The following is a 23290-nucleotide window of genomic DNA, read 5'->3' as shown; positions in this document are numbered from 1 at the left end:
TGATGCCGGATTTAATGCCGGATTGCCGCTGCGCCGGGCCGGGCTCGGCGCCGGCCGCTAGAAAACCCCTTCTTACTGACGCGCTCGCCGTTCCAACTCGTCCGCCACCGCCTCGCGCACCCATTGCGTCAACTCGGTTTCCAGCGCCAATGCAACCTCCCGCGTAATCTGGCTGACCAGCCAAGTGGAATGCTCCTGCAACGACTCCCTGCAACGTTCCTCGATCAACGCGCGGCCATCGCCTGTCAAGAAGTGCGTAAAGCGCCCGCGCAGCCTGTCTGCGATCACATCGGCGTCGCGATCCGTGCCGTGTGCAAGCTCTTCGCGCGATGGTACAGCCGCCGGCGACAACACCGGCTCCGGCGCACGCGGCGCAACACGGGCGCGATCCGGCCGGCCCGGCGCGATGACATCAGTCAGCACGGGAATGGAGGAATCGAAGTTTTCGGGTGTTTCAGCCGTATCGGGCGCGGTGGTGATGGGCACGAGTGGACTCCGTCTCTTGATGGCAGGCTGTTGGTAACCCTGATGGCAACCTGATGGCAGGCCGACTGCGGGCTAACGGCGGGCGTTTTTGGGATCATACCGCGTGGCCGCCGCACACTGCGACTGCGCGGTGCGCTCAGCTGCCCTGCTTGTAGTTGTTGAGCACATAGCCCCGATCACGATAGAACCTATACCGGTCGCGCCCAGCCACGAGTTCCTGCTCCTCGTTGCCAACCACTTCCAGCAAGCGTTCAAACCGCGCGAACTGCGGCGGCACGGTTGCGCCAAGGTTCAGCAGGATCTGGTGTTGCAGATTCTGCTCCAGCGCTTCCAGCGACGCAGTCAGCAACACCGGCGTGTCAGCCGCCAGCGCGCTGTCCGCCATGCAATGCGGCACGAACTCGAGCGGCTTGAACGTCCACAATTGCTCGTCGAACTGCTTCAGCCGCTCGGGTTCGGCCAGCACGATCAACGGCTGGCCGCTCAGGTAAGCCTTGCGCACGAGGCGGCAGGCATACGCGATCGAATCCCCCACATTCGAATGGAAATCGATACGCGTCATGCCCACGCCTCCACGCTTGCGCTTCGTCCAATCACGCTCATTGGCCCGCGCGATCGACGAGGAACTGCGTGAGCAAGGCCACCGGACGACCGGTTGCGCCCTTTGCCGCACCGCTTTTCCATGCCGTCCCCGCGATGTCGAGGTGAGCCCACGGATAGTTCTGCGCGAATCGCGACAGGAAACACGCCGCGGTAATCGCGCCGCCCGGCCGCCCGCCAATGTTCGCGACATCGGCGAAATTCGACTTCAGCAGGTCCTGATATTCGTCGTCGAGCGGCATGCGCCAAGTCGGATCGATAGCTTCCTTCGATGCGTCCAGCAACTCGCCCGCCAACGCGTCGTCCTTCGAGAACAAAGCCGTGTTGTGATGACCAAGCGCCACGACGCACGCGCCCGTGAGCGTGGCGATATCGATCACCGCCGCGGGTTTGAAGCGTTCCACGTAAGTCAGCGCGTCGCAGAGAATCAGGCGGCCTTCCGCATCCGTATTCAACACTTCGATAGTCGTGCCGGACATGGACGTGACAATGTCACCCGGCTTCACCGCGTTGCCGGCCGGCATGTTCTCGCAGGTCGGAACCACACCGATCACGTTGAGCTTCAGCCCCATTTCCGCGATTGCGCGCATGGTGCCGAACACCGAGCCGGCGCCGAGCATGTCGTACTTCATCTCGTCCATGCCTTCGCCCGGCTTGATGGAGATACCACCGGTGTCGAACGTGATGCCCTTGCCGACCAGCACGACCGGAGCGGCCTTCGCACCCGCGCCCTGGTGATGCATCACGATGAACGCAGGCGGTTCGATTGAGCCTTTCGCGATCGACAAGAACGAACCCATGCCCAGCGCTTCGATCTGCTTCTGGCCGAGCACTTCGACCTTCAGCTTGAATTCCTTGCCCAGCTTTTTCGCGGTGTGGCCGAGATACGTGGGCGTGCAGACGTTCGGCGGCAAGTTGCCAAGATCGCGTGTCAGGTCCATGCCGTTGGCGAGCGCCGTGGCGTGTTTCACCGCGAGCTTCGCGGCTTTTTCGTCGACGGCATCAGTGCTGAACACCACTTTCTTCAACGCGCGATCGCCGTTTTCCGGCTTGCTTTTCATCTGCGTGAACTTGTAGGTCAACTCGCGCAGTGCAAGGATGGCGCAGCGCACACCCCAGTCGCTGGTGCGCTCGGGCACCGGCAGTTGGGCGAGCGTGAACGCCACGTTCGCGATCTTCGTGGCAAGCAGCGCGCGCCATGCGGCACGTGCGGCTTCCGTGTAGGCCTTCTGATTGAAAGCGTCCTGCTTGCCAAGGCCGACCAGCAAAATCCGTGACGCGCCAATCCCCGTCACTTCGGTCAACATCAGCGTGGAACCAGCCTTGCCGCTCATGTCGCCGGCTTTCACCGTGCGCGTGAGCAGTCCCTTGGTGGCCAAATCCATCTCGCGGGCTGCACCCGTCAACGTCTGCGCTTCGAACACTCCGAGCACCACTACATCGGCCTTTCCGTTAAGGAAACCATTTGCCGAGCCTTTGCTCCAATCACAGGCTTTTATGCTAAAGTCCATCGCGCTTATCCTCGGATAAAATCTGGGCTGAAGGATGAAAGCCGCAATTATCCGCTATTTTTTTCCGAGGCGGTCGCGGGCAGCGATACCCGGATTGAATGTCTCGCTCATGACTCGTTCGACTCGTTCAATCGGCACGTTTGTCATGGCGTGTGGTCCAAGCGTGGATCCAACCGCGGACCGCACATAATCCAACCGCCTCGTCGCCGCCGGTTTCCACCTGACAATCAATGATCTTCGAACGCTCCCTTCAGCGTGAACTCGCGTATACGGCCGGTGCCGTATTCATGGTTCTGCTCACGATCATGCTGACCACGATGATGATCCGCATCGTCGGCTTTGCAGCATCGGGGCAAGTCGATCCGCGCGACGTCGTCGTGCTGATCGGCCTTACCGTCATCGGCTATCTTGCCGTGATCATGATCGTGACCCTGTTCGTGTCCATCCTCTTCGTGCTGACGCGCTGGTACCGCGACTCGGAGATGGTCGTGTGGCTCGCGTCGGGCGTCAGTCAAACGGCGCTGATCAAACCGGTCGCGCTCTTCTCCACGCCGATCATCATCGCCATCGTATTTTTTGCATTCGTGGTCTGGCCTTGGTCGAATTTGCAAAGCAAGCTGATCAAGGCACGGTTCCAGCAACGCGACGAAGTCTCGCTGCTCGCGCCGGGGCAGTTCCGTGAATCGCAGACCAGCCACCGCGTGTTTTTTATCGAAAAAATGTCGCCGGATCAGGGACACGTGCAGAACGTGTTCGTGACGAGCACGGAAGGCGGCAAGGTCAACGTGGTGGTATCGAAGAACGGGCACACGGAAACGCACGCCAATGGAGACCGTTTCGTGGTGCTGGAAAACGGCCGTCGCTATGACGGCATTCCGGGCCAGCCGAACTTCCGGATCATGGAATTCGAGCGCTACGGCGTGAAAATCCAAAGCCAGCAGTTCGTGAACACGCCGACCACGACCGGCATGTACACGAATGAATTGCTGGCCGATCCCACTCGCGACAACCTTGCCGAAATTGCGTGGCGCGCGGGTTTGCCGCTGATCGCGATCAACCTGATGCTGCTTGCCATTCCGCTCTCTTACCAGAATCCGCGACGCAGTCGCACAATCAATCTCGTGATGGCAGTGCTGATCTATCTGACGTATTCCAACCTGCTGAACGTGGTTCAGTCGTGGATCGAGCAAGGCCGGGTGTCGTTTGTTGTCGGGCTGGTGGGGCTGCACATAATCGTCTCGGTCATGGTCGCGTTCATCTTCTGGCTGCGCATACGCAATCGCCCGCTCTTCAAGCTGTCGGCGTTCATGCGCTCGAAGGGGGCCTGACGCAATGCGCATTTACGAACGGTATTTCGCGCGTCAGATCTATCTCGCGTTCATCTTCATCTTGTTTGCGTTCTCGGGCCTGTTCTTCTTCTTTGACCTGATCAATGAACTGAACACCGTCGGGCACGGCAACTATAAGTTCGGGCTCGCCGTGCTGCGCGTAGCCTTGCAGACACCGTCGCGCTTCTACGAAATCATCCCGGTTGCCGCGCTGATCGCGGCCATCTACGTGTTCGCGCAAATGGCCGCCGCGTCAGAGTTCACCATTTTCCGCGTGTCCGGATTGTCCACCGGCAAGGCGCTGCGCTCGCTGCTCAAGATCGGCATACCCATGGTATTGCTCACGTATGTAATCGGCGAAGTGGTCGGCCCCTACTCCGACCAGCTCTCCGAGAAAGTGCGGCTCGAGGCGCTGGGATCGTCGGTGTCCATGAACTTCGAATCAGGCGTCTGGGTGAAAGACACGCTGACCGCGCGCGCGGACGGCGAACAGGTCACGCGCTTTGTGAACGTGGGCACGCTGAATCCGGATACGACCATTGCGAACGTGCGCATCTACGAATTCGATTCGCTGTTCCGGCTGACGAACGTGCGGATCGCTAAAAGCGGCGTGTTCCAGCCACCAGGTCACTGGAAGCTCACCGACGTAACGGACACCGAGCTCATCGACGCACCGCCGCAAGCTGTGAATCCCGGCGACGCGCTTAATCCGGTGTATCGCGCGAAACAGATCACCCTGCCCGAATATTCGCTGCGCTCTGAACTCACGCCGCAGATTTTGTCGGTGCTGCTGGTGTCGCCGGACCGGATGTCGATGTTCAACCTGTTCAGCTACATTCAGCATTTGACGGAGAATCATCAGGACACTCAGCGGTATCAGATCGCGTTCTGGCGCAAGATCTTGTATCCCCTCGCAGTGCTCGTAATGTTGGTGCTGTCGCTGCCATTCGCGTACCTGCATACGCGCGCCGGCGTGGTTGGTGTAAAGGTGTTCGGCGGCATCATGATCGGCATGAGCTTCCAGCTGGTCAACACGCTGTTTTCACACATCGGTACGCTGAACACTTGGCCCGCGCCATTAACGGCCGCAGCGCCGGCGCTGGCATATCTGATCGTCGGCTTGATCGGGTTGCGGTGGGTGGACCGGCATTAGGGCTTTGGGCGTCAGGGCTTTGGGTATCGGCGCTTTAAGACTGCGGAGGACGCGATGAGCAGCAGGCACGGCATGATCTTGTTTGGCCACGGCGCACGCGATCCACGCTGGGCCGAGCCTTTTGAACGGCTCGCCACGAAGCTGCGCGCAATGCGCAGCGAGCCCGTATCGCTGGCGTTTCTTGAACTGATGACCCCCGATTTACCGACGGCTATCGAACGCCTGGCGGCGGATGGGTGTGACGCACTCACCGTCGTGCCCGTGTTCTTCGGTCAGGGGGGCCATATACGGCGCGACCTGCCTGAATTGCTCGATCGATGCCGCGTGATGTTTCCATCGCTGACCATCCAATGCGCAACCGCGGTCGGTGAAGACGACGCGGTACTCAATGCGGTCGCCGAATATTGCGTTCGGCAGATTGGGTAGATTTATCGTCCCTCACTAACGCGCTGATGAAAGCACGACCGTTTTCCACAATGCCCCGCGAGTCATGGACTTCCGGGGCATTGTTTTGTTCGAAGGATTTTCTTGGCTAACGCCACTGCGTCTGCACCCGAAGACGGAGCCCTGGGTGAACTTCGGCAAACGCCGGTGCGGGCAGACGATCAATCAGACACCTTCCAATTAGGAAAAATTAGTCATATCTGATCAATTAAGTTACTTATTTGATCAGATATGACTAATTTCGTTGAAATCAAATATTGACGATTGCCGCATTTTGTCTATACTGACCAATTAAGTGGGTTTATATGTCAGATACGACAAAATGAAGCGCAACAACAAGGATTTTTCTTCCCCAGAACTCGGACTTCAAGCCACTGGGCTGGGACGTGCGGTCGCCGCCGCCCGGATCGCACGCAACATGACACGAAAGGATTTTTCCGAACGCGCCAACATCAGCCCCAGCACGCTGATACGCATAGAAAATGGCGACGTTTCGGTCAGTTTCTCGTCGTGGCTGCATGCGTTCGAACGTGCCGGCCTCCTCGGATTGCTCCAGCCGCTCGCGAATCCACAAAACGACGTGGTCGGCGAAGCGCGGCGCAAGACGGAATCTCGTGTGCGTCCACGCAAGACCGCTTCGAAGGCAGGCGAGTATGATTTTTAATACAACGACGTGGAGCAAATACGTCTTCATCGCCCTCGAAGGCGCAGCCGAGGCGGTCCCTGCCGGTAAGCTCGAACTACTCGAAGAAGGTATCAAGCCCGTCGGGTCGACCTTCGTCTATGGCAACAAATATCTGCAGCGCGCAAACGCCACTGCCGTGGATCCGGTCAGCATGCCTCTGGACGAGGCGAAGAAGTCCAAAGAAACGGTCTTTCAGCCACCTGCAGGACTGGCGCTGTTTGGCGCAATTCGTGACGCGGCCCCGGATTCCTGGGGCCGGCGCGTGATTGAGAATATGTTGAGGGCGGCACCCGACGGTTTGCCCGAGACCGAATATCTGGCTCATGCCGGCCCGCATCGGACGGGCGCGCTGGATTTCAGGAACTCCCCCACCGCACCGGCAGAACCCGGCAAGTTGCCGGATGCAAAAGAGCTCTCCTATTTGCTCGACGCAGCCGCCATGATCCAGGACGGCAAGCCGGTACCCAAAAAGCTTCAGTTACTCTTTAGCGTCGGCGCGACGTTCGGCGGCGCTCGACCCAAAGCTGTGCTGCTGGACGATGGACGGCAATGGGTCGCCAAATTCCCCGTCGCCCGGGACGGTTTCAACGTTCCTGTCGTGGAGCGCGCAACGCTTGAACTCGCCCGCAAGTGCGGTATGCGCGTTCCTGCGACCAAGCCCATTCACTTGGCCGACGGGCGGGACGTCATGCTGATCGAACGGTTTGACCGGGTGCCGTTGTCCGGCGGTTCGTTCGGCAAACGGCACGTTGTAAGCGCACTGACCATGCTCAGGATGCATGAAAGCGATACCGCGTCGGCCAATTACACGGACTTGGCGGACCTGCTCGGTGAACGCGGCGCCACGGGTTATGTTGCGGCCGACAAGGTCGAGTTGTTCAAGCGAATGGTCTTCAACATCCTCGTGACGAACGACGATGACCATCTTCGCAATCATGCATTCGTGTGGGACGGCGCAAACAAAGGCTGGCGCCTGAGCGACCTTTACGACGTCGTGCCGAAGCCGCAGGTCGGCACCGAGCGCTTCCTCGTACTCGGAGTAGGGCCGGCGATGGGCCGGCTGGCGACGCTCGACAACGCCCTCTCCGCGGCGGGCCGATTCGGTCTGCTCAAACACGCAGCCGTCGAAATCATCCAGCAACTATCGGCGGTTGTGAGGGAGTGGCGGACTTACTTCGAGGAGTTCGGCGTTCCCAAGAGCGAGTGCGACAAAATCGCCTCGGCGTTTCGCAAGCCGCAGGCCATTGGGCTGCGAGAAGTGGAAAAAGCGGTGGAGAAGGTGTAGTTCTTCAACGCTTGCGGAACGGGCCGTTGGAGAACGCAATTGCGCAGGCATCAGGAAACGACACAGGTGTAAAAAAACCCCGTGGGCCAATGACCCACGGGGTTTTTCAAACGATGAATCACACGCGGCGTTAATCTAAAGAACTCGCGCGGACGGCACGGTTTCACAGCGTCGCCATCAGTCTCAATCAGGCTGCAGCCTGCAACGCCGCTTCCAGGCTTTGGACCGGTACACAAATCGACCGCTCCGCAAACGCCTCGCCGATCATCAGCAAACTCGGCTGCGACGCGTCAAGCCAATCCTGCGCTTCACCAATCGCCATTTCACCCAGCGTCAGCGTCAACGAACGCTCGCGCGGCGTACTGCAAGCCTCGACGATAGCAACCGGTGTAGACGCCGGCCGCCCTGCCTCGATCAGCTGTTGCGCAATCTCCGGCGCGCTGTCGCGCCCCATGTAGAACACGAGCGAATCGGCGCTTGCCTGCTCGCGGATTTCATCGCTGTCAGGAGCACGGCTATACGTCGCCAGAGCAACACTCCGCGATACCCCGCGCAAGGTCAGCGAGCGCTTCAGCGTCGCGGCGCTTGCCAACGCGGCCGTGATCCCCGGCACTACTTCATACTCGATACCCGCCGCTTCGAGCGCACGCATTTCTTCGTCGGCGCGACCGAAAAGCATGGGGTCGCCGCCTTTCAAGCGCACGACAACGTCATGTTCACGAGCGGCATCGACGATCTGCTTGTTGATGAAATGCTGCGCTGTCGAGCGCTGTCCGCAACGCTTTCCAACCGCGATCTTGCGCGCATCTAACGCGTAGTCGAGCATGGCCGGCTCGATCAGCGCGTCATGCAAAACAACCTGTGCCTGGCTCAACAACCGGGCGCCGCGAACCGTAATCAGATCCGCCGCACCGGGCCCCGCGCCGATCAGATACACCTTACCCATAGTCAATACTCAGGCTGAATACGAGCGAATCATCCCGGCCGCAACCGTGTGATGCGTCGCTTCATCGATAAGAACAAACGCGCCCGTGCCCTGATGCGTGTCGTAGGCATCGCAGACGATCGGCTTTTGAAGCGTCAGCGCCACGCGGCCGATGTCGTTCATCGTCAGGTCATGGCGGTCCACCGCGTGCAGCAGCGTATGCACGTCGAGCACTTCCTTGATCGCACCAATCCGCGCGAACACCGTGTTCGTGGTCTGCTTCAGCAAGTACTTGCGCCGCGGCGAGAGCGGCTCTTCGTCGAACCAGCACAGGTCAGCGTCCAGCTTCTTCGCCGGCTCGATCTTGACGCCGCTCGTGTTGCGCGGCACGAACGTATCGCCACGCGAGACGTCGACATCTTCCGCCAGGCGAATGGTCACCGTCTGGCCCGCGAACGCGCGATCCACTTGCGCCACGCCGCCCGGAACCGGCGCGATGATCTCGGCAACGGTTGCATCACGATTGGCCGGCAGCACGGTGATCGTGTCGCCCAGTTTCACTTCGCCCGATTCCACCCGGCCCATGTAGCCGCGGAAATCGTCGGCCTGACTGCCGTCCTGACGCGCGACCCATTGCACCGGGAAACGCAGCGCCTGATCAACAGGCTGCGCAACCGGCAGTGCTTCGAGCAGATCGAGCAGCGGCTCGCCCGCATACCAGGGCATGCGCTCGCTGGCAGTCACAATGTTGTCGCCCTTCAACGCCGACACCGGCACGAAGCGCACATCGGCAATTCCAAGCCTGCGCGCGAGTTCAACGTAAGCGTCGCGGATCTCGTTGAAGCGCGTCTCGCTGAACTCAATCAAATCCATCTTGTTGATCGCGACGATCACATGCTGCAGCCCAAGCAACTTCACGATCGCGCTGTGGCGCACGGTCTGCGGCAGCAATTGCGCAACGCCGTCCTGCAACGTGACACGCGTGGCATCGACGAGAATGATCGCAGCGTGCGCGGTCGATGCACCCGTCACCATGTTGCGCGTGTACTGCTCGTGACCGGGGGTATCGGCGATGATGAACTTGCGCTTCGCCGTTGCAAAATAACGGTACGCCACGTCGATGGTAATGCCCTGCTCACGCTCGGCTTCAAGACCATCGGTCAGCAGCGACAAATCGATTTCATCGCCAACGGTGCGCTTATTCTTCGCCCGCGACAACGCCGACAACTGATCCGACAACACCGCCTTGCTATCGAACAGCAGGCGGCCGATCAGCGTGCTCTTGCCGTCGTCAACGCTGCCTGCCGTGATGAAACGCAACACGCCGAGGTCTTCGGGTTGATGAATGCTCATGATGTTTCCCTGTTCCTTGTTTGCGGCGTGATGCTTAGAAATAACCTTGTTTCTTGCGGGTTTCCATCGCGGCTTCGGACGCTTGATCGTCCATGCGCGTGGCGCCGCGTTCCGTGATTTCCGTCACGGCCGTTTCCGCGATGATCTTCTCGACGTCATCGGCGTCGCTGGCAACGGGGCACGTGCAACTGATGTCGCCAACGGTACGAAACCGCACTTGCGCGACTTCCGATACTTCGCCTTCCAGCAGCGGTGTGATCGGCGTCAGCGGCACGAGCAAGCCGTTGCGTCGAATGATCTCGCGATCATGCGCGTAGTAAATCGAAGGCAATTCAAGCTTCTCGCGCCCGATGTATTGCCAGATATCCAGTTCGGTCCAGTTCGAAATCGGGAACACGCGCAAGTGTTCGCCGTTATGCAAACGCGCGTTATAAATGCTCCACAATTCCGGGCGTTGCGCTTTCGGATCCCACTGACCGAACTCATCGCGGAAAGAGAAGATGCGCTCCTTCGCGCGGGCCTTTTCTTCATCGCGACGCGCGCCGCCGATCAACGCCGTATAACCGTATTCCTCGATGGTTTCGAGCAACGTCACTGCTTGCGCAGCGTTACGCGAATCCGTTTCGCGACGCAGACGAACGGTGCCTTTCTTGATCGAATCTTCGACATGACCGACCACAAGCTCCGCCCCAATTTCAGCGGCGCGACGATCGCGGAAGTCGATGACTTCGCTAAAGTTATGACCGGTATCGATATGAACCAGCGGGAACGGCAGCACGGTCTTGCGACCCGAGCCCAAACCAAACGCCTTCAACGCAAGATGCAGCACGACGACCGAATCCTTGCCGCCGGAGAACAACAGCGCAGGCTTGCTGCACTCGGCGACGAGTTCGCGCAGGATATGAATGGACTCGGCTTCGAGCCAGTCGAGATGGTCCATGCGGGTCTCGCGATTCGCGATCGGAGCGTTGACTGTTGAATCGAGCGTGCTGCTCATATGCGTCATTCCTTGGTTGCTTTGCATGACACTCAACTTGTGGCGTCATGCATCAATATCAATGCGTTTAGAGTGCCGAACTTGGCGCTTCGCTACGATCTTCCACAATCTTGATGTTCGTGATGTGCAAGCCGCATTCCTTTGTATCCTGCGATTCCCACCACCAGCGTCCTGCCCGGCTATCTTCGCCCGGACGGATTGCACGCGTGCACGGCTCACAGCCGATGCTCGGATAACCGCGCGCATGCAGCGGGTTGACGGGAACATCGAGGGCTTCTAAATAAGCCCAGACATCCGCTTCAGTCCAGTCCGCGAGCGGATTGAACTTCGCGATATCACGCGGCGCGTCGTGCTCTTCTTCATGCAGCTCAACACGTGTTACCGACTGTTCGCGACGTTGGCCCGTGACCCATGCGCTGACATTGCTCAGCGCACGATTCAGCGGCTCGACCTTGCGAATACCGCAACAGCTTTTACGCAAATCGACGCTCTCGTAGAACGCGTTCAGACCATGATCCCGAACGTACTCCTCAACCGCTTCCGGCTGCGGATGAAACTGTTCGATGTCGTAGCCATACCGCTCTTTCACGCGATCGATCATGCCCAGCGTTTCAGCGTGCAGACGACCGGTGTTCAGCGAGAAGATGCCGATCTTCACGTCGCGCGAAAGAATGGCGTGCGTGAGCAACATGTCTTCGGCGGCGAGACTGCTGGCTAGCTTGACGTTCGCATGACGTTGCGCGATGGAATCGAGCAACCTGTCCAGACGTTCGACTTTGGCTTGCAGTTCGGCATTCATGCAGACGCTCCGGCGGCTGCTTTTTCGCGGCGGCGAAACAGCGGTTCCGGATTGTCGACAGCGCCTTGATATGGAATGCTCAGTTCACCGAACGCATTCAGCGCGTCGTGAATGTCCTTGTCGGCGCGAACGGCGAACGCGTCAAAGCCGCAACGTTCGTGGAAGCGCAACTGATCGCGCAATACGTCGCCGATAGCCCGCAACTCACCGGCCCAGTGATAACGCTCGCGCAGCAAACGGCCGATGCTGAAACCACGGCCATCGCTGAACTTGGGGAAATCGACAGCGATCAGCGCGATCTTGTCAAAGTCCTCGACCAGTTCCGCGGGTTCATCGTCCGGAGCGAGCCACACGCCGATCGGTTCTTCCTTGTGTGCCGCGGTCAACGCGTTCTTGTGCTCTTTCCACCACGTGAACGGCACGATAACTTTGCCGGGCAACAATGCATCGACTGCGGGCAGCGTGCCGTCTTCAGCCGCGCGCACCACGTGCCAGTCGTCTTCAACCACTTCGCGATTCTTGATAATCAAAGCCATGTGTTTTATTCCTTGAGCGACTCAACGTAGCAATCAGGCATGCGCCGGCTGGCGCGACGCGTACACGCGTTCCTTGAACGGTGCGATGCCGATACGGCCATACGTCTCGATGAACCGCTCACCTTCAATGCGGTTCTCAACGAACGTATCGATCACTTGCGAGACCACGTCGGGCATCTCTTCCGCCGAGAACGACGGGCCGATCACGCGGCCAAGATGCGCGCCCGTTGCGCCCGAGCTTTGCTCGCCGCCAAGCGTGACCTGATACCACTCGGAGCCGTCTTTATCGACACCGAGCACGCCGATGTTGCCAATGTGATGATGACCGCACGCGTTGATGCAACCCGAGATGTTCAGCGTCAGGTCGCCCAAGTCATACACGTAGTCGAGATCGCTGAAACGCTCTTGGATAGCTTGCGCAATCGGGATCGACTTCGCATTCGCGAGCGAGCAGAAATCGCCGCCCGGGCACGCAATGATGTCGGTCAGCAAACCAATATTCGATGTCGCGAAACCCAGCGCCTTCGCGTGTTCCCACACCGTGTACAGATCACGCTTCTTCACGTTCGCGAGGATCAGGTTCTGCTCGTGCGAGACGCGGATTTCACTGAACGAGAATTCATCGGCGAGATCGGCGACGGCTTCCATCTGCACGTCCGTTGCGTCGCCCGGCGCAATGCCCGTGGGCTTCAACGACAACGTCACCGACGCGTAGCCCGGCACCTTGTGCGGCCGCACGTTGCGTTCGATCCAGCGCGCGAACGGCTTGCTATCGATGAGATGCTTTTCATACGATGCATCCGTATCCGGCAGCTTTTCATACGCGGGCGGCGCGAAGAAATGCGACACACGGTCGAGTTCTTCTTGCGTGAGCGTGGAAGGACCGTCCTTCAAATGCGCCCATTCTTCTTCCACTTGCTGCGCGAATTTTGCGGGGCTCAGCGCCTTCACGAGAATCTTGATCCGCGCCTTATACATATTGTCGCGACGGCCGTAGCGGTTATACACACGCAACACCGCTTCGCAATACGTCAGCAGATGCTGCCAGGGCAGATCTTCCTTGATGATCGCGCCAACGATCGGCGTACGACCCAAGCCGCCGCCCGCCAGAATGCTCGCGACCACTTCGCCGTCAGCGTTCTTCTTCAGATACACGCCCAGATCGTGCACTTGCACGGCTGCGCGATCTTCCACCGAGCCATTCACCGCGATCTTGAACTTGCGCGGAAGCCATGCGAACTCGGGGTGAAACGTCGACCATTGGCGGAGAATTTCGGCCCACGGACGCGGGTCGACGATTTCATCGGGCGCAACACCAGCGAATTGATCAGCAGTGATATTGCGGATGCAATTGCCTGACGTTTGAATGCCGTGCATTTGCACCGATGCCAGCTTGCGCAAAATCTCAGGCGTTTCTTCGAGCTGAATCCAGTTGAACTGGATGTTGGTGCGCGTCGAAAAGTGGCCGTAGCTGCGGTCGTGTTCACGCGCGATCGTGCCAAGCATGCGCATCTGGTCGCTGCGCAAGTTGCCGTATGGAATCGCGATGCGGTGCATGTACGCGTGGCGCTGCAAATACAGACCGTTCTGCAGGCGCAGCGGCCGGAATTCTTCTTCGCTCAACTCGCCGGACAAGCGGCGGCGCACTTGGTCGCTGTATTGAGCGACGCGTTCGTCGACGATTTTCTGGTCGATCTGATCGTATTGATACATTCGGGGGCCCCAGTTTTCAGTAGTTCCGTCAGTACGGCGTCCTAGCCACGCCGCACATCGCTATTGGTAGAGTCATTGCCTGGAACGCCGTTCGGACAATGCGTTCATTTGCTTATGACAAATACAGATATCGATATTGGAAAAATTGGCTCGATAGTAATAAACTTCCTATATATTGCAAACGACTGATAAATTACTTTGATATGCCGGTGGGTTATATATGAATCTGCACCAGTTCCGCTTCGTGCGCGAGGCCGTCCGCCAGAACTACAACCTCACCGAAGCCGCTAAAGCGCTGTTCACGTCGCAGCCGGGGGTATCGAAGGCGATCATCGAGCTGGAGGATGAACTCGGCGTCGAGATCTTCACGCGTCACGGCAAACGGGTTCGTTCGCTGACGGAACCGGGGCGAATTATCCTGGCATCGGTGGAAAAAATCCTGCAGGAAGTCGAAAGCCTGAAGCGCGTCGGTAAAGATTACGCGGCGCAGGATCAGGGCAATCTTGTGATCGCGGCCACCCATACGCAGGCGCGTTATTCGCTGCCGAACGCCATCGCGGAGTTCAAGAAGCGCTTCCCGAAGGTGCACCTTTCCATTTTGCAAGGCAGCCCGACGCAGGTCGCCGAAATGGTCATCCATGACCAGGCGGATATCGCCATCGCCACGGAAGCGATCGCCAACTATAAGGAACTGGTGTCGCTGCCCTGCTTTCAGTGGCATCACGTAGCTGTGGTGCAGCCGGATCATCCGCTGCTCGAGCGCAAGCTGCTGACGCTCGACGACCTCGCGCAATACCCGATCATCACCTACGACAACGCGTTCGCCGGCCGCTCGAAAATCAACCAGGCGTTCGCGCTGCGCCACCTGACGCCCGATATCGTGCTGGAAGCGATTGATGCCGACGTGATCAAGACCTACGTCGAGCTAGGCCTGGGCGTGGGCATTCTCGCGGATATCGCGTTTAACCCGGAACGCGATAAACATCTTCGCGCGATGCCCGTTGGCCATCTGTTCGGCACGAACGTCACGCGGCTCGCTTTAAAACAAGGCGCGTATTTACGCAGCTATGTGTACACGCTGGTCGAACTGCTCTCGCCTTCGATGAACCGCAAGCTGATCGAGCAAGCGCTGTCGGGCGAGCACGAAACCTACGAGCTTTGATTCACCGGGTTCGAGACGACGTACGACGCGGGCAACGCTCGCGTCGAAACTCGCGCCGCGCGATTTTTGTCAGCCTCACACTTCAGCATTTTTAAACCACACCCTCGTTGCGGAGACCATCCAATGAAGTTGTCGAAGTTCATGCGCCCGGCGCTGATGTTCAGCGCGCTCGCGTTTTTCAGTGCCGCTGCCAGTGCGCAGCTGAAAGTCGGTATCGATTTGTCGAGCACGGGTCCGGCGGCCGCCATCGGCATCACGAGCAAGAACGCCATGCTGATGTGGCCGAAGACGATCGCGGGTCAACAAGCGGAATACATCATTCTCGACGATGGCTCCGATCCGGGCGCTGCCGTGCGCAATATCCGCAAGCTGATTACAGAAGACAAGGTCGATGTGATCGTCGGGCCGAACATCACGCCGGCAGCGCTCGCGGCGCTCGATCCGGTGGCTGAATACCAGACGCCGATGATCACGCTGATCGGCTCGGCATCGGTTGTGGAGCCTCAGGAAGGCAAGAAGGTGTGGGCGTTCAAGATGGCCCAGACCGACCGCGCCATGGCCGACGTGATGACCCGCACGATGGTCAACCGGAATGTGAAGACGGTCGGTTTCATCGGTTTCGCCGATAGTTACGGCGATAGCTGGTTCAACGAGTTTTCGAAGTTCGCCGAGTTGCGGCATATCAAGGTGGTCGCGAGCGAGCGTTTCAATCGCACGGACGCGAGCGTGACCGGGCAGATCCTCAAGCTGATGTCCGCGAAACCGGATGCGGTGCTGATCGCGGGCGCGGGTACGCCGACGGTGTTGCCGGAACGCACGTTGATCGAGCGCGGGTACAAGGGTGCGATTTACCAGACACACGGCATTGCGACGCCGGAGTTCATCAAGCTCGGCGGCAAGGACGTGGAGGGCACGCTGTTCCCGACGCAGCCGGTGGTGGTCGCGCGGACATTGCCGGCTGACCATCCGTCGAAGAAAGCGGCGCTGGCTTTTGTTGACGCGTATGAGGCGAAATACGGCAAGGGTTCGGTCACGCAGTTTGCCGGCGATGCGGCCGGGGTCTATCCGCGGCTGGAGGACGCGGTTGCGCGTGCACTCAAGGCCGGGCAGCCTGGGACGGTGGCGTTTCGTGTGGCGTTGCGCTCGGAGCTGGAACACGCGCATGAGTTGGTCGTGCCGAACGGCGTGGTTAACACCAGCGCGACCGATCACGTCGGGTTGGATCAACGGGCCAGCGTGATGGGCATCATCAAGAACGGCCAGTTCACGTATTTGAGCCAGTGAGTGGACCGATAAGTGGACCAGTGACCGCGGTTGTCCGCTGCGGGCATCCGAGGGCTTGCCCGCGGAAACGATTTTCGGCATAATCGCTGACTTGCCGGTTGGCGTCGGGATTTTTCCGCTCCCAGTCGGCAGGTTCAAATGCTGTTTGCCCGGGTGGTGAAATTGGTAGACGCAGGGGACTCAAAATCCCCCGCCGCAAGGCGTGCCGGTTCGATTCCGGCCCCGGGCACCATTTCCGAAAAGCCGTTTCTGCGTATGCAGAGACGGCTTTTTCGCATTGGGCCTTGGCTAGATCGATTTGGCGGAATTCAAACCACCGTCAATTCGCGTGCAAATGGCTTAGCTGGACTTCACGGAACCCACGATCCGAACACGTCTGTTCCTTCGATATACGCGCCTCGCGGCACGCGACCAAAAGTGCCCCTTCCCGCCACGATTGTTTCCTTCCTCTCAAACCTCACCGCACAAACAGATATCATGTGCGCTCGTTAATACCTGCCGTGCTTACCCGGCATTCCTGCTGGAGTTTCTATGGCCTCATCCCCTGATAGCGTCAGCATGGCGTTGTTTTGCGACTTCGAAAACGTCGCCCTCGGCGTGCGCGACGCAAAGTACGACAAGTTCGACATCATGCCGGTGCTCGAACGGCTGCTGCTCAAAGGCAGCATCGTGGTGAAAAAGGCTTATTGCGACTGGGATCGCTACAAAGGTTTTAAAGCGGCCATGCACGAAGCGAGTTTCGAGCTGATCGAAATTCCGCACGTGCGTCAGTCGGGCAAGAATTCAGCGGACATCCGGCTCGTCGTCGACGCGCTCGATCTCTGCTACACGAAGTCCCACGTAGATACGTTCGTCATCATCAGCGGCGATTCGGACTTCTCGCCGCTGGTGTCGAAGCTGCGCGAGAACGCGAAGAAAGTGATCGGTGTGGGCGTGAAAAACTCGACCTCCGACCTGCTCGTCGCGAACTGCGATGAATTCATTTTCTACGATGACCTCGTACGCGAGCAGCAACGCAGCATCGCTAAACGTGAAGCGCGCGAGGCTCGTGAAGCACGTGACGCACGGGATGCGAACGCAGCGGCATCATCGTCAGCGAAGCGTTCGCCTGACGACGGCCAGCCCAAGCAGGAACTCGAAGCACGCAAGGCCAAGGCCATTGCGATTGCTGTGGAAACGTTCGATGACCTCGCCTCCGAGCGTGGCGAAAGCGGGAAGATCTGGGCATCGGTGCTCAAGAGCGCAATCAAGCGGCGCAAGCCCGATTTCAACGAGTCGTACTACGGATTTCGCGCATTTGGCAATCTGCTGGAGGAAGCGCAGGTGCGTGGTCTGCTCGAAGTTGGGCGGGATGAAAAATCGGGTTCGTTTGTGTTTCGCACGCAATCGGTGGCCGTCACGGAACCCGTGAGGGACATCGAGGCGCCCATCGTGCCGAAGGAAAACCGGCAGACGGGTAACTCGGGTAACGACCGGAATCGGAGGAAAGGCCGTAACCCGCGTCCGCAAGTTTCAGAACCCCTCTTCGATGAACCGCGCGAGGCGCAACCGGGAACGCGTTCAGAAGCGCAAGCCGAATCGGGTAGCGAGCATGATCGCAGGGACGGACCAGACGCACGATCGCAGGTCGCGGAACCGCTCTTCGACGAGCCGCAAATCGCGCAGCAACCTGAACCGCAAGTAGATGCGCGACCGAGACAGGGCCGCGACCGCAATCGCCGGAATAACCGGAACCCAAGGCCGCAGGTTCACGAACCGCTGTTCGATGCAGCACCGGAACGGCTACCCGAAGCTCATGTGGAAACTCACGCGCAAGCCGCAGACGAGCGACCATTCTTCACGCTACCGGTGAAAGCTAAGGAAGAATTCGTGTTCGTGGAACGCACGGAAGAAACACCTGCGCAATCCCGCGAAGTAAGTGAAGCGCCGTCACCGAAGCCCGGCGTGGCGCGACGTGGACGTCAAGCAGCGGCGAAGAAAGTCGTGACAAAGACGCAGCCGGAAACGCCAATTGAGAGCGCCGCTGCGACCAAAACTGTCGAGAGCACGGACAAGCCCGCGGCAAAGAAAACGGCAGCGAAAAAGACCCCGCGTAAAACAGCTCCAGCTAGCCGGCGTCCGCGAAAGACCGCCGCCGCAACGAGCGAAGAGTGAAGGGTTAAAGACAGGTCATCGCCATGGCGTGGTTTTCATGGCGATGTCGGTCACTTGGAAATTGCTTGTGGCTAAACGGCGGGAACGCCGCGGCGGCAGCTAGGGCATTGAAAGCCAATTGAGTAGGGAACGAAGCTGCCCGTATCCCTGCTTTGTATTCGGCTTCAGCTTTCTTAAAATTCGCAGTCGCCGCGACACCCTTGCCGTTCCGCTAACCCCTGCCGGGCGCACACAAAGTAAGCCCGGCTTGCCACAGCTGGCCTCATTCGCCACTGCGCTTAACCCAACAACGCAACGCCTTAAGGCTCCGGAATCTCCAGATCCATCAGCGCCGAGCTTAGCGATTTCCCATGCGCATCCAACGCGAGTGAACGCGTCACGCCGCCGCCCAGCGCGCGTCCGAGCACGAAATTCATCGCCGATATTTCCAGCAATTCGAAGCGTGTCACATCGCCCTTCACTACATCGATCAGATGCGCCTTCACACGCTCCGGCGTGACATGCGCGAGCAGATGATCGTAGTGCCGCACGTCGTAACAGATCACCGATACATTCAGCGTATTGCCCTTATCGCCGGTTCGGGAATGAGCCAGTTGGCGTAGTTTCATCTCAAGTCTCCACCATCTCGAACGATGGTCGCACGCGTTCTCGTGGCATTAAAACCGACTGCACCGCGATCACTTCACGCGCCGTCTTCGTCACTCCGCCGCCGCCTGCCGGACCATTGGTATAGAGCGTCTCGACTTCATTGCCGATACGAACGGCCTCCCCCATCGAATCCGTGCGCCCAGAGACACGTACCCGAACTTCATACGGTTCCGCGTTACGTTCACCCAGCGTCGCGCCGTGTAACGAGTCGATACCGATCAAATCAAAGCGCAGTTCACTCGTCGCGACGCCCGTTATCTCCAACCGTTCACGCACAATCTCAAGCGCCAGTTTTGCCCGTGCGACCGCGCCCGGACCGCCATAGGAAATCTGCCCTTCGCCGATAAACCCATCGACGTAAGCCACGGTCACCTTCAACGTCCCGGTCCTTGACGTGCCACGGCCGCCGCTCACGCGTACTCGATCCGGCGCTTCCTCCACCACGCGAACCTGCGTGAAGTCGGCGACCACATCGGGCTGCAGATACCGGCGAGGATCGTGGATCTCGTACAGCAGTTGCTCCTTGCACGTGGCCTCCGTCACACGGCCGCCGGCGTGCGCGACCTTGGTGATCGTGACGGCGCCGTCGGCGTCGACCTCGCCTATCGGGAAGCCGAGGCGCGCGAGCATCGGCACGTCCTTGAAGCCGGGGTCAGCGAAATAACCGCCCGTGATCTGCCCCGCGCATTCGAGCAAATGCCCGACCACCGTCGCCTGACCGAGCGTGTTCCAATCGTCCATCGCCCAGCCGAATGCATGGATCAACGGTGCCGTGAACAAGGACGGATCGGCCGCGCGGCCGGTGAGCACGATATCGGCGCCGGCCTTCAACGCATCGACAATCGGCTCCGCGCCCAGATACGCATTCGCCGAAACAAGCCTGCTGTCGTAGTCGGCCACGCTGTCGCCCGATTCCTCGAACACATATGTTCCTTGCCTCACGACATCGAGTACATCATCGCCACTGACAGCCGCGATTTTCAATCTGCTCAAGCCCAACTCATGCGCAATCGATGCCGTCTTGCGCGCCGCCGCCAACGGGTTTGCCGCGCCCATGTTCGAGATAATCCTCACACCATTGCGCACGGCAGCCGGCAACACCGCGCGCATCCGGGCTTCGAGCAACGGGTCGTAACCCAGCTCCGGATTCGCTCGCCGTGCCTGCTGCGCAAGCGCAATAGTTCGCTCTGCCAAACATTCGAACACGAGATAGTCGAGCGCTCCGTGTTCAGCCAGTTCGACCGCGGGCTCGATGCGGTCGCCCGAGTAACCCGCGCCCGCGCCAATCCGCACACGGGTGGCTTGGGTCACAGCGTTGAGTGCAGCAGTCATACCCATTCCTTGCGTTGAAAAACGCGCTCAAAGAGGAAAGATGCCCAGCACGACACACGCGATCGTCATCACGATCGATGCGCCGAACAACAGCGGAAAGGTGAATTTCTGATGGTCGGCGAGATCGATGCCGGTCAGTCCGACGACCAGGAATGTCGCGGGCGTGAGCGGGCTGACCGGGAACCCCGTCGTCATCTGACCAAGCAATGCTGCCTGGCCGACATGCACGGCTGGCACGCCGAGCTGCCCCGCCACTTCCGCGATCACAGGCAGCACACCGAAGTAGAACGAGTCGGGATCGAAGAGCATGCTGAGCGGCATCGATAAGAAACCGAGCGCAACGGGAATGTGCGTTGCCATCGATGGCGGCACAAACCCAACGGCGGCTTGCGCCATCGCCTTGAGCATGCCGCTGCCTTGCATCACGCCGGTGAACACGCCGGCTGCGAGCAGGATGCCGGCCATCATCAGCGCGGCGCGTGCGTGGGCATCAATGCGCTGGCGCTGCATATCCACGTTCGGATAGTTGACGAGCAACGCGACGCATAGCCCGACCATGAACATGATCGCCGGTGGAATCTTCTCGCCCATCACCACCATCGTGCCAAGTACGACCAGCGTCAGCACGATGTTGAACCAGAAATTTTTCGGTCGGCGCAGCGCTTTCTGTTCGTCGGTGAGCTCGCGCGCTCGCACGTGTCCAGGCATTGAGATTGCGCCGTCAGCGCCTGTGTATCCCAAGCGCTTCTCTTCGCGCCGGCCAAGCCACCACGCCATGCCGAATACAAATATAAGGCCCACGATCTGCACCGGAATCAACGGATTGAATAACGCCGATATAGGCAGATGCAGCGACGCCGACGCGCGGATCATCGGCCCGGTCCAGGGCAGGAAATTGATCCCCGCCGCCATCGACGCCGCCGCGGCCAACACGCGCCGATCCATCTTGAGACGGTCGTAAAGCGGCAGCATTGCGGGGATGGTGACGAGAAAGCAAACGGCGCCCGAACCGTCGAGGTGGATCAACAGCGCGAGCAGCGTCGTGCCCATCACAATGCGCGTCGGCCGCGTGCCGACCGTGCGCAAAATCCGGTCGATGATCGGATCGAGCGTGCCCGCGTCGGTAATGGTGCCGAAGTACAGGATCGCGAAGACGAACATGCCGACGACGGGCGCAAGGCTCTTCAGCCCGTCGATGACAAACTTGCTCGTCTGCAAGCCGAAGCCGCCGATCAGCGACGCCGCTATCGGCACGATGATCAGCGCCACCAGCGGCGACATCCGTTTTGAAAGGATCGCCCCGAGCAGGACGACGATAGTGGCCAGGCCAAGTAAGGGCAGCAAGGTTTGTCTCCGATCTTTTTTAATCGATTGTTTTACGAATCAACCAAGCGTAATTTCGGAGCGTCGATAAAACAATTGAAATGATTTGATGACAGCAATCACGTTTTGTAATGATCGAAAGTCATGGACCTGAATCTCCGCGATATCCGTGCATTCATTGCCGTGGCGCAGGCGGGCAGTTTCACGCGCGCCGCGGGGCGGCTGCATCTGTCGCAGCCCGCGTTGACCGTGCAGATTCGCCGCCTCGAAGAAACGCTCGGCGCGCGGCTGTTCGACCGCAATAGCCGCAGCGTCGCGTTGACACCGGTCGGTCGGGATTTGCTGCCCGTCCTGCAAAAGTCGCTCGGCGACATGGAGCAGGTTCTCCACGACGCCCGCGCGCTCAGCGACGGTTCCGCCGGTACAGTGCGGCTCGCGTGCCTGCCGTCGTTCGCCGCGAGTTTGCTGCCCGACCTGATCCAGGATTTGAGACGCGAGTTGCCGCACGTGTCGTTTCAAATCCGCGACGTTGTGGCGAGCGTCGTCAATACGTTGGTGCGTAACGAGGATGTGGACGTGGGCCTGACCGGCGGCGAGGTCACCGACGCCTCGCTGGAAGTGCTGCACGCGGGTGAGGACCGGCTGTGCGTCGTGTGCCCGGACGGGCATCCGTTGACGGCTGGGAAGCGGCTCGGGCTGGAGGAGATCGTGCGATATCCGCTGGTGTTGACGGCAGCGGGTACGAGCGTGCGGGCAGTGGTGGATGCGGCGTTCGAGCACGCCGGCTGCGCACCCGTACCCACCTGCGAGCCGACCTACATGATGACGGCGGTGGCGATGGTCCGGGCAGGGCTCGGCGTGACCATCCTGCCCCGCTCGGCGCGCGAGGTGCGAGCGGAACCGATGCTGGTGGCGCGGGTTATCGATGAACCGGGTTTCGTGCGTCCTATCGCGCTCGTCAAGAAACGCGGACGTACCCTGCCGCCGGTGACGGAGGCGTTTGTTGGCGTGATCGTCAAGGGGCTCGGCCAACGCGGCGAGTAAAACTAAAAGGCGCCGCTATCGATTCAACGCAAATAAGCGACTCGTGGCCGGGTCAACTGAGCATTGCAATGCGGGCGCGAGCAAATGGTATGAAAATGCCGGGGTGATTTGCTTCACCCAAAAACAAAAACAACACGGCGGCACGCTCACGCGTGCCGCCGTATGGTGCGCTTTGAAACATGCCGTCCCAAGCGCTCGCTTCCAGGCCTTGCCGCTTACTGCGGTTGGCCCTTGTCGTTGGTACCCATGGCCGAAGCAGCTGCGGCAGCCGATGCGCCCTTCAGGTGCGATGCCTTGTCTTGCTGATGCAACGTCGTACCGCCTACGCCCGATGCTGCTTTCTTATGCTTGAAGTGCGGCAGGTGCGGTTTGGGTTCTTTGGGACTGACAGCAGGCTTGCTTTCGTCCGTCTTCGAACCGCCACCACCCGATTGTGCCATTGCCGTGCCTGCGAACGCGAATGCGAGCGCACCAACCATTGCAATTTGCGAGAACTTCGTCATTGCTAAATCTCCCTGGAGTTATGAA

At 59.6% G+C, this 23290-nt stretch carries 22 protein-coding genes and 1 tRNA gene; 10 read left to right on the top strand and 13 right to left on the bottom strand.

Going from position 1 to position 23290, the window contains the following annotated elements; genetic code table 11:
* Nucleotides 1-72: 72 nt before the first annotated feature.
* The 3 genes from GSQ93_RS38510 to GSQ93_RS14400 all read right to left on the bottom strand — a co-directional run bounded on the left by GSQ93_RS38510 (nucleotide 73) and on the right by GSQ93_RS14400 (nucleotide 2597).
* A complete protein-coding gene (locus GSQ93_RS38510; protein ID WP_301952058.1) occupies nucleotides 73-486 on the bottom strand; it encodes a DUF2486 family protein in 414 nt (137 codons plus the stop codon).
* Between the two features lie 136 nt (nucleotides 487-622).
* On the bottom strand, nucleotides 623-1048 hold the full coding sequence (locus tag GSQ93_RS14405) for a DNA polymerase III subunit chi (protein WP_158936359.1): 426 nt from the start codon (nucleotides 1046-1048) through the stop codon (nucleotides 623-625).
* Between the two features lie 37 nt (nucleotides 1049-1085).
* Nucleotides 1086-2597 (bottom strand): leucyl aminopeptidase, encoded by a 1512-nt coding sequence (locus GSQ93_RS14400; protein ID WP_158936358.1) that lies wholly within the window; start codon nucleotides 2595-2597, stop codon nucleotides 1086-1088.
* Between the two features lie 230 nt (nucleotides 2598-2827).
* On the opposite strand from GSQ93_RS14400, the gene lptF reads away from it, so the two are divergent.
* From lptF to GSQ93_RS14375, 5 genes are all read left to right on the top strand, one after another.
* Nucleotides 2828-3925 carry an LPS export ABC transporter permease LptF gene (lptF, locus tag GSQ93_RS14395; protein WP_158936357.1) on the top strand — a complete coding sequence of 366 codons (1098 nt, stop codon included), beginning with the start codon at nucleotides 2828-2830 and terminating at the stop codon, nucleotides 3923-3925.
* Between the two features lie 4 nt (nucleotides 3926-3929).
* Nucleotides 3930-5078, top strand: coding sequence for an LPS export ABC transporter permease LptG (gene lptG / locus GSQ93_RS14390; RefSeq protein WP_158936356.1), 1149 nt, complete (start codon nucleotides 3930-3932; stop codon nucleotides 5076-5078).
* A gap of 54 nt (nucleotides 5079-5132) precedes the next feature.
* Nucleotides 5133-5504, top strand: a complete 372-nt coding sequence (locus GSQ93_RS14385) for a sirohydrochlorin chelatase (RefSeq protein ID WP_158936355.1) — start codon at nucleotides 5133-5135, stop codon at nucleotides 5502-5504.
* A 340-nt stretch (nucleotides 5505-5844) separates the two neighbouring features.
* The gene (locus tag GSQ93_RS14380; protein ID WP_158936354.1) at nucleotides 5845-6186 is read left to right on the top strand and encodes a helix-turn-helix transcriptional regulator; all 342 of its coding nucleotides are present in this window, start codon (nucleotides 5845-5847) and stop codon (nucleotides 6184-6186) included.
* Nucleotides 6176-7492 carry a type II toxin-antitoxin system HipA family toxin gene (locus GSQ93_RS14375; RefSeq protein ID WP_158936353.1) on the top strand — a complete coding sequence of 439 codons (1317 nt, stop codon included), beginning with the start codon at nucleotides 6176-6178 and terminating at the stop codon, nucleotides 7490-7492. Before GSQ93_RS14380 ends, GSQ93_RS14375 begins: the two co-directional genes overlap by 11 nt.
* A 187-nt stretch (nucleotides 7493-7679) precedes the next feature.
* On the opposite strand, the gene cobA is transcribed toward GSQ93_RS14375, so the two are convergent.
* The 6 genes from cobA to GSQ93_RS14345 form a co-directional block, all read right to left on the bottom strand.
* Nucleotides 7680-8438, bottom strand: a complete 759-nt coding sequence (gene cobA / locus GSQ93_RS14370) for a uroporphyrinogen-III C-methyltransferase (RefSeq protein ID WP_158936352.1) — start codon at nucleotides 8436-8438, stop codon at nucleotides 7680-7682.
* 9 nt (nucleotides 8439-8447) lie between these two features.
* On the bottom strand, nucleotides 8448-9773 hold the full coding sequence (locus GSQ93_RS14365; protein ID WP_174254627.1) for a sulfate adenylyltransferase subunit 1: 1326 nt from the start codon (nucleotides 9771-9773) through the stop codon (nucleotides 8448-8450).
* 31 nt (nucleotides 9774-9804) lie between these two features.
* Nucleotides 9805-10767 (bottom strand): sulfate adenylyltransferase subunit CysD, encoded by a 963-nt coding sequence (cysD, locus tag GSQ93_RS14360; RefSeq protein ID WP_158936350.1) that lies wholly within the window; start codon nucleotides 10765-10767, stop codon nucleotides 9805-9807.
* 67 nt (nucleotides 10768-10834) lie between these two features.
* Nucleotides 10835-11566, bottom strand: coding sequence for a phosphoadenylyl-sulfate reductase (locus tag GSQ93_RS14355; protein WP_158936349.1), 732 nt, complete (start codon nucleotides 11564-11566; stop codon nucleotides 10835-10837).
* Nucleotides 11563-12102, bottom strand: a complete 540-nt coding sequence (locus GSQ93_RS14350) for a DUF934 domain-containing protein (protein ID WP_158936348.1) — start codon at nucleotides 12100-12102, stop codon at nucleotides 11563-11565. Before GSQ93_RS14350 ends, GSQ93_RS14355 begins: the two co-directional genes overlap by 4 nt.
* Nucleotides 12103-12135: 33 nt before the next feature.
* Nucleotides 12136-13815 carry a nitrite/sulfite reductase gene (locus tag GSQ93_RS14345; RefSeq protein WP_158936347.1) on the bottom strand — a complete coding sequence of 560 codons (1680 nt, stop codon included), beginning with the start codon at nucleotides 13813-13815 and terminating at the stop codon, nucleotides 12136-12138.
* Nucleotides 13816-14035: 220 nt separating this feature from the next.
* On the opposite strand from GSQ93_RS14345, the gene GSQ93_RS14340 reads away from it, so the two are divergent.
* The 4 genes from GSQ93_RS14340 (at nucleotide 14036) to GSQ93_RS14325 (ending at nucleotide 18415) form a co-directional block, all read left to right on the top strand.
* Nucleotides 14036-14977, top strand: coding sequence for a CysB family HTH-type transcriptional regulator (locus GSQ93_RS14340; RefSeq protein ID WP_031359892.1), 942 nt, complete (start codon nucleotides 14036-14038; stop codon nucleotides 14975-14977).
* A gap of 123 nt (nucleotides 14978-15100) precedes the next feature.
* The gene (locus GSQ93_RS14335) at nucleotides 15101-16261 is read left to right on the top strand and encodes an ABC transporter substrate-binding protein (RefSeq protein ID WP_158936346.1); all 1161 of its coding nucleotides are present in this window, start codon (nucleotides 15101-15103) and stop codon (nucleotides 16259-16261) included.
* A 147-nt stretch (nucleotides 16262-16408) separates the two neighbouring features.
* A tRNA-Leu gene (locus tag GSQ93_RS14330) sits at nucleotides 16409-16493 on the top strand.
* A 326-nt stretch (nucleotides 16494-16819) separates the two neighbouring features.
* Nucleotides 16820-18415 (top strand): NYN domain-containing protein, encoded by a 1596-nt coding sequence (locus tag GSQ93_RS14325; protein ID WP_174254626.1) that lies wholly within the window; start codon nucleotides 16820-16822, stop codon nucleotides 18413-18415.
* Between the two features lie 299 nt (nucleotides 18416-18714).
* On the opposite strand, the gene GSQ93_RS14320 is transcribed toward GSQ93_RS14325, so the two are convergent.
* From GSQ93_RS14320 to GSQ93_RS14310, 3 genes are read right to left on the bottom strand one after another with little or no spacing between them, the layout of a single operon-like run.
* Nucleotides 18715-19023 carry a hypothetical protein gene (locus GSQ93_RS14320; protein ID WP_158936344.1) on the bottom strand — a complete coding sequence of 103 codons (309 nt, stop codon included), beginning with the start codon at nucleotides 19021-19023 and terminating at the stop codon, nucleotides 18715-18717.
* Nucleotide 19024: 1 nt separating this feature from the next.
* Nucleotides 19025-20395: an acyclic terpene utilization AtuA family protein gene (locus tag GSQ93_RS14315; RefSeq protein WP_158936343.1), complete on the bottom strand. Its 1371-nt coding sequence runs from the start codon at nucleotides 20393-20395 to the stop codon at nucleotides 19025-19027.
* Nucleotides 20396-20422: 27 nt separating this feature from the next.
* Entirely contained in the window at nucleotides 20423-21739 is a 1317-nt protein-coding gene (locus GSQ93_RS14310; protein WP_158936342.1) for a CitMHS family transporter, read from the bottom strand.
* A gap of 123 nt (nucleotides 21740-21862) precedes the next feature.
* Here GSQ93_RS14310 and GSQ93_RS14305 point away from each other — a divergent pair, with 123 nt between their 5' ends.
* Nucleotides 21863-22762, top strand: a complete 900-nt coding sequence (locus GSQ93_RS14305) for a LysR family transcriptional regulator (RefSeq protein ID WP_158936341.1) — start codon at nucleotides 21863-21865, stop codon at nucleotides 22760-22762.
* 215 nt (nucleotides 22763-22977) lie between these two features.
* Here GSQ93_RS14305 and GSQ93_RS14300 read toward each other — a convergent pair whose 3' ends face one another.
* Nucleotides 22978-23265: a hypothetical protein gene (locus GSQ93_RS14300; RefSeq protein WP_158936340.1), complete on the bottom strand. Its 288-nt coding sequence runs from the start codon at nucleotides 23263-23265 to the stop codon at nucleotides 22978-22980.
* Nucleotides 23266-23290: the final 25 nt, after the last annotated feature.

Origin of the sequence: Burkholderia sp. S171, from assembly GCF_009766085.1 — a bacterium.
GTDB lineage: Bacteria > Pseudomonadota > Gammaproteobacteria > Burkholderiales > Burkholderiaceae > Caballeronia.
The sequence above is the reverse complement of the archived record's forward strand: the minus strand, read 5'-3'. Positions and strand labels throughout refer to the sequence as shown.